Annotated in this window: 13 protein-coding genes; all 13 read right to left on the reverse strand. The window is 59.7% G+C overall.

The features are described 5' to 3' along the window. Positions 1-289: 289 nt before the first annotated feature. On the reverse strand, positions 290-559 hold the full coding sequence (locus RBB31_RS19835) for a hypothetical protein (protein ID WP_306130986.1): 270 nt from the start codon (positions 557-559) through the stop codon (positions 290-292). Then, the gene (locus RBB31_RS19840) at positions 498-821 is read right to left on the reverse strand and encodes a hypothetical protein (protein ID WP_306130987.1); all 324 of its coding nucleotides are present in this window, start codon (positions 819-821) and stop codon (positions 498-500) included. Before RBB31_RS19840 ends, RBB31_RS19835 begins: the two co-directional genes overlap by 62 nt. After that, a complete protein-coding gene (locus RBB31_RS19845) occupies positions 818-1663 on the reverse strand; it encodes a glycoside hydrolase family protein (RefSeq protein WP_306130988.1) in 846 nt (281 codons plus the stop codon). The genes RBB31_RS19840 and RBB31_RS19845 overlap by 4 nt, the downstream gene beginning before the upstream one ends. Further along, complete coding sequence (locus RBB31_RS19850) at positions 1660-2013, reverse strand: hypothetical protein (protein WP_306130989.1); 354 nt, start codon at positions 2011-2013, stop codon at positions 1660-1662. The genes RBB31_RS19845 and RBB31_RS19850 overlap by 4 nt, the downstream gene beginning before the upstream one ends. Before the next feature lie 124 nt (positions 2014-2137). Further along, positions 2138-2581 (reverse strand): hypothetical protein, encoded by a 444-nt coding sequence (locus tag RBB31_RS19855; protein ID WP_306130990.1) that lies wholly within the window; start codon positions 2579-2581, stop codon positions 2138-2140. After that, complete coding sequence (locus RBB31_RS19860) at positions 2578-3063, reverse strand: hypothetical protein (RefSeq protein WP_306130991.1); 486 nt, start codon at positions 3061-3063, stop codon at positions 2578-2580. Before RBB31_RS19860 ends, RBB31_RS19855 begins: the two co-directional genes overlap by 4 nt. After that, positions 3060-7721, reverse strand: a complete 4662-nt coding sequence (locus tag RBB31_RS19865) for a phage tail protein (protein ID WP_306130992.1) — start codon at positions 7719-7721, stop codon at positions 3060-3062. Before RBB31_RS19865 ends, RBB31_RS19860 begins: the two co-directional genes overlap by 4 nt. A 74-nt stretch (positions 7722-7795) precedes the next feature. After that, positions 7796-8230 (reverse strand): GNAT family N-acetyltransferase, encoded by a 435-nt coding sequence (locus tag RBB31_RS19870; RefSeq protein WP_306130993.1) that lies wholly within the window; start codon positions 8228-8230, stop codon positions 7796-7798. Further along, on the reverse strand, positions 8230-8844 hold the full coding sequence (locus RBB31_RS19875) for a hypothetical protein (RefSeq protein ID WP_306130994.1): 615 nt from the start codon (positions 8842-8844) through the stop codon (positions 8230-8232). Before RBB31_RS19875 ends, RBB31_RS19870 begins: the two co-directional genes overlap by 1 nt. Further along, positions 8841-9470 (reverse strand): hypothetical protein, encoded by a 630-nt coding sequence (locus tag RBB31_RS19880; RefSeq protein WP_306130995.1) that lies wholly within the window; start codon positions 9468-9470, stop codon positions 8841-8843. Before RBB31_RS19880 ends, RBB31_RS19875 begins: the two co-directional genes overlap by 4 nt. Beyond that, positions 9467-11854: a phage tail length tape measure family protein gene (locus RBB31_RS19885; protein WP_306130996.1), complete on the reverse strand. Its 2388-nt coding sequence runs from the start codon at positions 11852-11854 to the stop codon at positions 9467-9469. Before RBB31_RS19885 ends, RBB31_RS19880 begins: the two co-directional genes overlap by 4 nt. Beyond that, entirely contained in the window at positions 11851-12153 is a 303-nt protein-coding gene (locus tag RBB31_RS19890) for a hypothetical protein (protein WP_306130997.1), read from the reverse strand. The genes RBB31_RS19885 and RBB31_RS19890 overlap by 4 nt, the downstream gene beginning before the upstream one ends. Before the next feature lie 14 nt (positions 12154-12167). Next, on the reverse strand, positions 12168-12542 hold the full coding sequence (locus RBB31_RS19895; RefSeq protein WP_306130998.1) for a GTA-gp10 family protein: 375 nt from the start codon (positions 12540-12542) through the stop codon (positions 12168-12170).

Genomic DNA, 12542 nt, shown 5'->3' on the forward strand with positions numbered 1-12542 from the left:
GTCCCTCCGGGCCTACCAAAAATCCGTAAACTTCAATGTTTTCAATGCCCGTATGGACCCGAAGCCACTGAAAGGGTCCATATGATTTCAATAGCTTACAAACGGGGTGGACCCACAAAAAGCCCGGCAGAGACACTCTCCACCGGGCTTTTTCCCGCATAGAAACCGTATCGGTTGTACTAGATCAGGCTCAGTCCCAGCCCCATCAGGGCGAGAATGATCGCCAGAGGCGGGCTTTCGATGGTCAGGGCCCAGACGGCCCCGGCAGCGCAGAGGGCGATCAGGAAGGTCATAGAGGACACCCGTCTTTCGGTTCCGCATTTTCGGCGTCGAGCAAGATGCAGTCGATCGCGACGATCTTGCCATTGGCCTTGCCGAGCGCCTCGACGTGATCGGTCAGGATCACGCCCACATCGGCGAGCGTCTCCGCCTTGCGCTTCGGCACCGGCACCGGCGTGCGCAGCTCGGCGGGCACATCGGGCGTGATGTACTCGATCTCAGTCTTCGGCGCGCAGGATGCGGTCAAGCAGAGCGCGAAAATCATCAGGAAGCGGCGCATCGAAATCTCCTTTTCGGAAAGCGTCTTTGACCTGTTCGTATTCGGCAGCAAGGCCGCGCTGGCGCGCTGCCTCAGCCTGCGCCACACGGGCCGCGGTGCGGGCTTGCGCGCGGGCCGCCTCCAGTGACAGCACGGAGCGCTCCAGACGCGCTTTGTCGGCCTCCAGACCGGCCACACGGCCCGACTGCCACCAGAGCGCCCCACCGAAGCCCAGGCAGGCCAGCAGCGCGGCTATGAGCGCGTAGACGGTGATTTGGTTCACGCGTCCACCCCGGACATGCAAACCTTGTAGCCAGCCGCCCGGCGGCGCGCCAAACCACGCACAAACACGCCGCCCGACTTATTGTAAAAGGTGTGCCGGTGGCATGCGTCTGCGAAATCCCCCCGGTTTGCGCTCCTCAGAGCCGAGGACCGCAGGACTGCGTAAGGCCCGACGTTCCAGGCCAAGTCGGTGAAGACCGCATCGACCTGCGGCGACATGTGATTGATCGTGACGCCGGTTCGATACTTCTTCCAGTACAGGTCTCGCATGATCCGATATAACCCCGCCTCGCATTGCTCAATTGTGCGAACGTCGCCCATGGAAACCTGGGTCCCTGTATGGCTGGTTTCGCCGTAGCAGATGGTCGGCAGGTCTGGTTCGGCGACAGTATCGAGATAAGCCCGAACACAGATGCCGCGCTTGCTCTGTGAGCATTTGAAAGTCGGGCCGGTCCCCTCCCATTGCTTCGTGAGCGGGAGGGCATAGACCGCCGTTTGCTCCCATGTCGGCAAACCGGATTTCTTGTTCGCGTTCTCTTGGGGAGAAGGGCTCATGGCAAAGACTGGTGCCGAAACAAGCCAAAGCAATACCGCCGTGATGATAGCGCTGATGCCCGCCAGCTTCATAGTGCGTAGGATGCTGGGCAGGGTCTGGTCGATGAACCAGCCGATAATGCCGAACACGATCAGGAAGAGCATCACATACCCGACGTGATAAGGGTCGATCACTTCGCCGGTCAGCGCGAAGTATTGTTCAGGGCCATAGAAGACCACCGCGATCAGGATGAGCGTGCAGATGCTGTACGCCCGCATTTTCGATCTTGCGTTCGATATGAGTTTCATGGCTGCTGGCCTCCGTTTTGCCTAAGAATGGTGCTGATCTCGCGCAGGGACGTCTTCACCTCGTCCATCGACCGGTTCAGCGCGTCGTATTGTGCAGCGGTCCTTGCCTCCGACACCTGAAGCGACGTGATCGCCGTTTGCGCATCTGTCAGCCTTGTCTCGATGCGACTGGAAAAACTCCTGAAGCTATCCTCTAGCCGCGTATTTGCCTGAGCGTTTTGAATTGTCTTGGCGTCGATGCTGTTGACTGCGCTGATTCCGCCCGCAAAGAGCGCAGCGCCGGTCATGAAGGTCGCTACGATTGAAATCAGGTTCCCGCGCGTGAATTGCTTTTCCATCGTCCGCGTCATTCAACCTCCTGTGGTTTCAGGGCCATTGTGGATCATCGGCGCAAACCTCCGGCGCGCATTTGAGAACTGGACGCCCTGCCCCTCGACATTGACACCCTTTAACTGCCTTTAATTGACTGCTCTCCTAGTGGATCAACAGACCCTCGGCATCCGCTTCGAAAGCGTCCATTACCGATTGAATTTGATCGCGCGTTGTCGCCTCTCCAATGGCCTTACCCGTCGCAAGACGCAGCCGCTCGATGGCCGGACCAACATCACTCCGAAATAACGTGGCAATGTTCAGGATCACCTGCGCCACCTCGAAGGGTGTTGGCGCGGTTACTCCAACCTCCGCAAACACAAATCCATATCTGTCACCCGGCTCTGTCGGCTCCGGGTCGGCGGCCAAGAACGCAACCGCCTGCGCCTCTTTTTCCTGATATGTCATTTCCTGACCGGGAAGGTTCGTCACATAGCGCAAACGCAGTTTTGCGATTACCTCGCCCACCTCAACAAGCGCCGCCGCCTTCGCTTGTTCCAACGGCTTCGCCTTGCTGGTGGCGCTCCGGGTCAAAATCAGTTTTGTCATGACCCCGGTTCCTCGACGTTAAGGACGGTCTCATTCGGGAGATGCGGCTTGGGCGCGGTCACTGACACGAAATAGACCCCTGCATCGGAAAATTCGATCTCCTGACCGGAACCGTCAGCGTCCACGACCAGATTGGCGAGAACCTCGTGGCCGATGGTGTCATAGACGACTATCGTCGTGCCTTCCGGACAATCGAGAACATGATAGCTGTCGGCGGACTCAACCACCCCAGGTGACATCGGTCGCGGCAGAAACGCCTCCACCATCTCGACTACCACACCATTGGGATTATCAGGATTGACCATTTCTGGCGGAATTGCTTCTGGTGGAACCTCGACGATCGTCTCGACCAGCTGCGTCCCGACGTAATCCTGCGGATTTCCAGATACCTCTATGCCACCGGGCGGAACACTGTAGCCTGAACCGCATCGATAAACGCATTTGTCGGCGTCGAGAAAAACGAACGTCTTGATCCGCTTCATTTCGTCACCTTCGTTGCTTTCAGCCCAATGTCGCGCAGCTTGTTGGCCGATGTCTGGTTGCCCCACACCGATATCTCAATGTCGTCCAGATCACCCCCGAACACGGTAGCCGCCCAACGGTACTGCCAGAAAGACGGCTGGTTGATGACCGTTTGGGACATGATGTGATGGCTCGACCAAACGCCGTCGGTCTTGATCCGCATACGGAAATGTGTGTCGCCACCGCCACCGGAGACGTTCAACGATCCGAACCAATGCGCGTACCATTGATCGCTCGGCCCGACGGGGCCGGTCGCAACCGTTATCAATTCAGTCCATGTACCCGTCGTCGGGAAACTAACCAACCCCAACACGCTATCCGCCAAGGCGTCTGACACCGCACCATCGGCAACATGCACCCGATCCACACCGTCGCTCTTGATGACCAGATTACCGCTGCCGTCGCTGGTCATGGTAATGTCGTCTAGCTTGATCCTGTCGGCTATGAGTGTACCGGTCCTGACGATGCCGCCGTCAATCGAGGTGAAACCACGCGGCGCGTAGGGCATGAAGTCCGCGCCCTTGGTGCTGACTGCCAGAACCGGTTTATGGATGAACAGGAACGCCGCATCCGTGCTGGTCGTGCGATACATGCGGAAATAGGGCCGCGCATATCGCGCACCGGAAGGCACCGCCACTACACCACCGAAACGATCCCAGCTATCAGGATCAGAACTGGAAAACTGCTGCTCATCCGAATTGTCCTCGACGGTCGTTTGGCCGATGTAAGTCCCGTCGGCGCTATACCAGTAGACATTGACCCGGAACCAGCAACGGTGCGCGGATATCTGCGCCGATACCTCGACGTAATCGGTATCTCCATTTAGGAGGTAGCCCAGCAAGCTTCCGCCTTCTGGTCTCGACGGGGTTGCCTGCCACTCGGCGTATCCGCCGCCCGTATTGTCCGCATGACATACGATCTCCAAAACCGGCTGATCGGCCCCGGTCCACCCCTCACCGGCTTGACGCAAGCGGAAAGAAGCATCCGACCCTATCGTGCCAGATGTTTGTGTACGCCAATGCAAGGTGTCTTGTTGAAAGTCGCTATTGTCGATCAGGTTGACGCCCGAGCCGACACCCACCAGAGACTTGTCGATCACGCGGCGCATTTCCGGCGAAGAGAACCGGGCGCTGCGCGTGTTTGCCGCCAGGGTCTGCGAGAACAGGAAGCGTGCCCGCTTGGCATTTGCCGGGGCGGTCAGAACATCCTCGAACTTCTCCCAATTGGTCGCGTTGGTATCACCGATGACGTCGGTTCGCAGGATATTGGTAGCGTCGGCGCCGCCATACCAACGCACTTCAAATTGCGCGAATGCGTTACCCGAACCTGCCGTCTCCATAGTTGCCGAGACGTTGTATCGCTTGCCACCTTCCACCTTGATAGGGGGGCAAAAAGCGGTGCCGACATTATCACCGCTGTTGATTTGCAGGTAGTTAAGCGCGCTCCCGGCCTCATCCTCGTCGTTTGACACAAACTGGAAGTCAGACGAAAAAATCCCGTCCCCGCCGAAATACGCGTTCGGGTCGACCATATCGGGATCGGGATACATATTCGACGTGTCGTCGCCGATTTGAAGCTTGGAAGCCTTCACTGCCCCGTCGATCAGCACATCGCCGGTCATCTGGATCAGGGAACCACCAGAACCGTCAGGGTCCGCCCAGGACGTAAGACGGATTTCCGTAATATTACCGCCGTTGGTCGACGCCGACAGTCCGGTGAACGCGCTGGAAAACCCATCCACGGACGCTTCGACCGCTGCAAAATCCGAGATTTTGGCAGACGTCCCGCCCGCGTTCACCTCCAACTGCGACATGAGCGTGCCGAATGCGGTCGATCCGCTGACCTGCAAGCCGATGATGTCGTCAATCTCACCGGCTATAAAACCAAGGTCGGTGTCGATGGACGCTTCAAGCGACGTCACCGCCGCCGATATCGCGCTGTCAGCCTGGGCAGACGTATAGTGATCCGCCGTCAGCGTGGCATTCACTCCGGCGATTTCAGACGACAATTCGGTACGGGCGACTTCAAGCGCATCCAGCGCTTCGGTGACGTCCACAACCTCGATAGAGGCGACGCTTATCGTGCCGTTGGTGCTGGCGCTGGAATTCTGACGAATGTGCGGATGCCACCCGGTCGCCCCGTCCGACGAATTGAAAGCAATCTGTTGCGCTGCCGGTACGTCATAGGCTGTCAGCTTTGCCGCCGTCCCCGACACATAAGCCGTCATGGTTTGAGTCCCGTCGGCAATGGTGAAGGTTGTCGCGCCAGACTGCAAATTGCTTTGTACAACGGTCGTGCCGTTCTGCGTCGTGGCACCGATGCGGACGTTCGCGCCCGGCCCGAGCGAGCCATCGTTCACGACCTTGAACTTCACCGTCACTTTGTAGACCTTGGACGGATCGAACGTCAGGGGATAGGCAGGGCCAAGGCTGGCATTGTAGACGCCGCCGAATTCAAAGCATTCTCCAAAATCGGGATCATCGTCGTGGAACGTGCCGGTCGTAAGCGGCCCCTTGGTGACGGTCGCGCTGGATTGATGGACTTCCCGCGCCCACAGGGACCGGGGCAGGCGCAAGGTTGACGGTCCCATTGCCACAAGTCCAGCCTCAGCTTCGGCGCGAACCTCGTCGAACCCGTCTTCCAGCGTGCCAACGAAACCGGCGGTTAGCGTGTCCAGATTGTCCTGCACATCGTCTGCCGCCTGCTGGGCATCCGATATTGCGTCGCTAACCGAGTCATCGAGATCCGCCAGCGTGGGCCGAATGTCCGGTGCCGTTGCCTCAATCCAATCCGACCAAATCGCCGAACGACTACCTACCGGGCTAAAACGCGCCTGCGCTTCATACGTTACGCCCGGCAAAATGCCTTCGGACAAAACAAGCAATCCCGGCTCGATGTCCTGTACCGTGCCAGTATAGACAAGCGCCCCATTGGACTTTACGCGCACTCGGATCGAAATAGCCGTGACGCCGCGCGTACCTTCCGCCCAAATCAACTTCAGCGCGGGACGCCGCCCGCCGCCGCCGACATCCGGCACTGACCATCCGACAACATCCCAATCGCTGACGGGAATAGGCGCGTATGCAGGCGGCGTAATCGAACCCTGATCTATTGGCTGGTAATCCTGACCCGTGTCGAAATCATTGTCGCTCGGATCGACTTCGGTCAGGTCCACGACGACATCTAGATTTGACCGATCCGCCATACCGTCAATTCGAAACAGCTTGCTTTCGTAACCGTTCCGAGCCGACGCCCATTCCAGCACGTCGCCCGGCTCGTAAACCCCGAATTCAGGCGGAAACGTATGAGTATGACGCCGCGCCCGGCGGGACTCGGCCAGACCTTCAGACATCAGGCGCTGGACCTGCTCACCATACGGAACAAGATCAAACTCGACATCGACCAGAAGCCGTCGCCCACCGTCTTGGCTTTCCAGATCGGTGCGGATCAAAGGCGGCGCGGTTTCTATTTGGTATGCTTGCCCAGGGTCCGGATACTTTCCGCTAACCCCGTTGATCGTGTCTGCAAGGCCGAAGAATGGCGTCAGCGACTTCTTTTCTGTTGTCAGAATGTCTTCATCCGAAAACTGTTTGACCGGCGCGTCGGGGCCGCCAACGAACAACTTGAACACGCCCCCAATCTCGGCGATGCGCCCGTTGCAGGCGTCGATTTCCGCCTGAATCGCATCTCCCACCGAGTTTGCGACCGCAATTTCGCCCCCGCTGCGATAGCGCGGTTCATCTCCGTCCTGCGCGTTCACCGTGGCGCGGCATTTCTCGATCTGCGTAATCCAGTGATCGACCGGCAACTGCGCTTCCGAAAGGCCCTGAAGCCCATAGAACCAATCGTTCCCAAACGACATGCCACGGAACAGATTGTAAATCTTAACCGCAGGAAGGTGATCACCGTCACCGCCCCAGGTAGACGGGTCCGCCCAGCGTTGCGGACCCACGCCACCGACGCTGCTATCACGCGATGGATCGTAAAAAGGAACACCCTCGACCTCGAACATGTAGGCGGGAAACCCGTTGAACAAATCACGGTTCAAAAGGGCTGTAACAATGACGTACGCGACGCCCGTTCCGACATGCGACGCACCCCACGGCCTTTCATCGGTGGAAACCTTTTCGATCAGGAACGGGTCTGCTTGCGTCTGCGTCCCGTCATAGAACTTGACCCAAAGGTAATCATCGGAATCGGCATATTCATCGTAAACAGTGTAAGCGTTTTCGCCGGTCCCAACCGTTTCGGTGCGCGTCCGCGTGACGTTCTTTCGATATTCGCTGATCGGGATGCCAAAATCGGGATGCGCTTCGGACGGATCGAGCAAAGTGACTGGCGATCCATCAACAAACATGCCGGTCAGACCTTGAACGGGCAGATCGGACAGCGCGATCACGAGAGTCAGATAGGCGTTCGGCGTCGATCCGTCCTGCCCCCAGCTGTTCGCGTAGACCAGCGAACCGGCGGTTCCGGCCCGACCCGTCAGATAGGACTGCGGCAGGTCCGCGCCGCGCTGCAATTCGCCCTTGACTGAAAAGCTTGGGCCGGACGGCCCTTTTTTGCCCGCCAGTTTGGCGGCAAGCTTGTTTAGACCGATGCCAATGACGGCTTTCAAAGCACCTGCAAAAAGCGACCCAATAAAAGTGCCACTAAGGCCGATTGCCGCGACAAGAGAACTAATAAAAGCCATTAGAAAACCCGCAAGTAATTCGTGTCGGCGGGCTTGAATTCGCACCGCTCGTAAAGCGCCGCCGCGCGGTTGTCGCCGATCGCGGACATACTCGCGATGAAACAGCCCTCTTTCTTGGCCCAGGTCACATAGGCGCGGATCAACCCAAGCGCCCACTTGCCGCCGCGATGGTCGGGATCGATCCAGAAAACCTGTTCTTGCGCGAACAGCGCCGGGGCCAGCGGCGATGTCACGACGCAGGCGCACAACATGCCCACGGCGCGACCGTGCAGATGCAGCACAAACGCCAGGCGATCTTCGGCGTCGATCTGCGCATTCAGAACATGCGTCGCATAGACCGGATCGAACGGCAGGGGAACGCCGCAAGTCGCGACGAAATCCTGCCCCATGCGCACCATCTCCGGCACGTCCCGCCGGGTCGCGTGTCGGATCATCAGGCTTCCCCCCATCGCTGTTCCCAGGTCCCCACGACCGCGACATGCTTGCGGAAATCGTCGCCCGGCGCGCGGCGTTGCTGATAGGCGTTCGAACGCGTTGCCGGGTTGAACCGCGTAATTTCCTGAAGATGCGACACGCAATTCAGCGTGATCTTGCCCGGCTCGGTTTCTGTCGACTCCTCGACATCCGCTTCGTCTATGAAACCGATGAACCGGGCGCGGGCGGGCGCGATCTGCAACAGCGAATCCACCGCGAAAACGCCCCGGAAAATTTCGACCCGGCCCTGTTTGGCGTCCAGTTCCCGCACAAGCTGCGCCGTGTCCGCCAAATGACTGATTTCGATCATCACGGGCTGGACGGTCAGGTTCGAAACCTGCGGGATGTCGGACACCGAAATCAGCCCGCCCGCGCCTTTGAAAACCCGCGTCTCGACAAGCTGCGATGTCGGGTTGATCACGTTAAGCGACGCTTGTCCAACGTCCGACCAGTAATGCCGTGTCACGGGATCGCCGGTGTCAGAGTCCCGCACCGTGAACGACACCATGTCACGCGCCCGCACGGCACGGGATTTCAGCGCCGCGATGACCTCCGGCGGAATACCTTGTTTCATTCGATGACCTGCGTTGCGCTGATGGAAATGGTTTCTTCGAAGATGCCCGTCGCCTGCCGGGACACGCCGCCGGGATCGAGCATGAAGCGCGCGCAGGGAAAGCGCAGCTTGACCGGCATTCCGACAGTGATCGAAGGATGCAGCGCCGGGGCGATGTCGAACCACCCCGACTCGCCCGCCGCGTTCGCAATCGGCGCTGTCGTGGCGGCGCGGATCAGGAACAGGTTTGTCCCGTCATTGATCGAAACATAGTCGCCTTTCGTGATCTTGAACCCGACCGGAACCCCGGTCAAACGCAAGCGCAGGCGATCCGCGCTGATAACGAAAACAGTCACACCGTCCAGCGCGTCCACTTCGTTGTCCAATGGCAAGGGCCGACGCGGGTCGTACCCTTCGAACAGCTTGATCCCGCCCTGCAACGTCAAAAGGTCCGTCTCGACCTCTGCGGCCTCAGTATGCGTCATCGGCGCGGTGCGGTATGTCGCCCGCCACAGCATCGGGGCAAGGTCCTTAACGATCGTTCGCGCGGGCGACGCTGAATAATCGTGCCGCCACATGGGCTGCAGCGCCCCGTCCACGATCTTCAGCCCGTCGATGATGTCGGTGCGCGGAAATTGAATCGTCATGGCAACTGCCTCCGCTTTTGCGCCACGCGGTACGCCTCGACCACCCGCGCCGGAAATTCAGCCTGCATCCGCTGTTGTTGCGCCTCGATCCGCGCGACCGCGCCCGCATCTGCGCCCCGCGCGTCGATCTGCGGCGCATAGACCAGGGGCGGCATCGCCGACATGCCCTGTCCCGGCTTGGTGATGCTGACATGTTCGTTCGGGCTGGCCCGGAACGCGACAACCTGACTGTCGATCCCGCCGACGCCGCCCACGTTGAAGGAACCGCCATCGGCGAAGCCTAACAACCCGCCAATCGCGCCAGACAACAGCGACCCGAAGAAACTGCCACCGCCCGCGCCGCCGATTGCAGCCTGCCCCTGTTTGATCAGGACATCGCCCAGCACCTTCAGAACGCCCGCCAGCGCCCCTTTCAGCGACCCGGCCTGCCCGATCGCCTGCCCGATCCGCGCCCCGATGCTGGCCATCGAATCCGCCGCTTTCTGGCCCAGCGTTTCCAGACCGTCGCCAAGGCTTTCGGCCTCGGATTTCAGACCGCCCACGTTCAACGCCCCGGTCATCGCGTCCATCGCGCTTGTGATTAGACCAAGCCCGCCCTTTATCCCGCGCTCCAAGCCCTGCACGATGTTCGTGCCGTAACCCATGAACACCCGCGACGGCGATTTGATTCCCCAAATTCCGCGAAAAGTCGTCATAAGGTCAGATGCAAGGCTTGCGGCATATGCCTTCAATTCCTCCCACTTCTGTTTCAGACCTTCCTTGATGCCGTTGACGATTTCCTGACCGATTTCGAGCGCTTTAACGATCACCTCTTGCAACAGCTGCGCCAGCGCCGCCAGGACATCGGCCCCGAACTTAGTCACGGCATCGACGCCGCGTTGCCAGACCGTCGAAAATTCGCCGCTGAAGAACGCCGCCAAATCATCGCCGATCCATGACATCACATTCCCGATGTGAACCAGAAGATCCCCGAAAATGCGCGTCACCGTGGCGAGTCCGGTGTCGAAAGCGTTTTTGAACGTGTTCATCGCGGTCGTGATCTTGTTCGTCAGACCCGGCCAGCGCTCATCGAGACCAAGCTTGATTTTTGCCACGACATCACGACCGAACGACAGCGCCTTGTTCACGATGTCGCCGAAAAGGATTCTGAAAATATCCTTTGCCATCGTGGCGAAGGAATTGAACACACCGCGACCGGCTTCCAGCGCCGCTTTGATGTCCCCCTTGATCAGCGCTTCGATACCATCCGCCAGCCCGGCGAAAATATCCTTCACACCTGCAATCCAGCGTTTTGCAGCGTCCCAAAGGTTGCGAAACCCCTGTTTGACACCGGACAAGTAGGAAGAAATCGCGTTCGTGATGCCCGGAAAACGCTGTTTCAGACCATCCCAATTCCGCCAGATCAACAGCGCGGCCCCGGCGACCGCGCCGACCACCAGCCCGATCGGCGACACCAGCGCCAGGAACGCGGGGATCAGCGGGGCCATCGCCCCGATCAGAAGGCCGAAGCCCGCGATCAGCGGCCCAAGCCCGGCGGCAAGCGCACCGCCGACCACGATCAGGCGTTGCACGTTCGGCGACAGGTTCTGAAACCGCTCTGCCGCCCGCTTCAGATACCCGGCCAGATCGGCAAGAATCGGCAGGATGATCGCGCCGACCTTTTCCGATGCGTCCCCAAGCGCGTTCATCGCCTGCGTGATCTTGCCCGAGTCCGTGTCGGCCAGCGCCTGCGCCTGCCCTTTGTATTGCCGTTCAAGTTCCGCCAGCATCAGCGCCTGCGCCCCGGCGACATCGCCCGCCGTCGCCATCGCCTTGATCTGATCTTCCTGCTGTTTCGTGAACTGGATACCCACGCGCGACAGCGCCGACAGCCCCTTGACCGGATCGTTTAGCGCCTTGCCCAGCATGATCGTTGACGATTGCAGGTCCTGCCCCAACAGCGCCGACAGATCGAGCGCCAGCGCCTGCGCCCGCGTGAACACGTCGCCTTGCACGTTGCCAAAGGTCAGAAGGTTCGCAGTCACCTTTGACAGAATATCTTCGTCGCCGAACAGCGTCCCTTCCTGCAGACCAGACGCCATTTTCTGCAGTTCCTGCGACGTGAAACCCGCCGTCTGCCCCATGCTGGCAAGCCCGGCTTCGACCTTGGCAATCGCTTGTTCCTGCGCCTTCTGCGCCGCAACCGACTTGTAGGCAGCACCGACAAGCGGGCCGGTCAGCGCAAGCGACATGTTCCGGCCGATTTTGGTCATGCTCTGCGACATGCGTTTCATGCGCTTCTGCAGCCCGGCCATGCGCTTTTGCGCTTCGCCGACGCCGTTGTTGAATGCGGCGCTATCCATCCCCAGGATGACGCGCAGCGCACCGATGACCGAACTGCTCATTTGCGAATGACCTTCCCGCCGAACGCGGCGTTAAGCGCCTCGACCAGCGCCTTCTGTTGCTTCCAGGACTGTTCGCGCCGTTTGGTTTTCACAGACGAAACCGCGCTGAATTTCGGGAATTTCTTCGGCTTGTGATAGCCGATCATGACCAGCCTCGCGCCAAGCCATGCGTTGACCTCGCTCTGCATGACCTCGCGTTCGATCCGCCGCGCCGCGCCGGTCATCACGATCTTGATTTCGCGAAGCGTCAGATGCCAGAACAGGGCCGGGTCCTGCCCGGCCTCTGTCCACGATGCCAAAAGGCCCGCCCAGTCTATTGCGGGCCTTTCCCCTTCGCCTTTCCCGGCGCGTCGCCCTGTCCCTCGACCGCATCGGGAAAGGCCAGCTGCAACGCGCGCTCATAGAGCGCGACCGCACCCGTGAAACCGCCGTCCACGCCGGTCATCACCCGCCCGGCCTCTTTCAACGTGATGCCTTCATGATGTTCCTGCAGGCCCGCCCAGAACAGAATCCGCACGTCCTGCATCGACATGTCGGTTTCCGCGTTGCGCTCCAGGCGCTGAATGAACGCCATCATCGTTTCGCCGGACTCTTCTTCCAGCGCGCACATCCCGTTTGTCGTGAACTGCAGGGAATAGCCCTCGCCGCCCGATGTGAAATCGACCTTACCTTTCACCGCGTTCGACAT

Origin of the sequence: Roseovarius sp. MMSF_3350, assembly GCF_030733425.1 — a bacterium.
Lineage (GTDB): Bacteria > Pseudomonadota > Alphaproteobacteria > Rhodobacterales > Rhodobacteraceae > Roseovarius.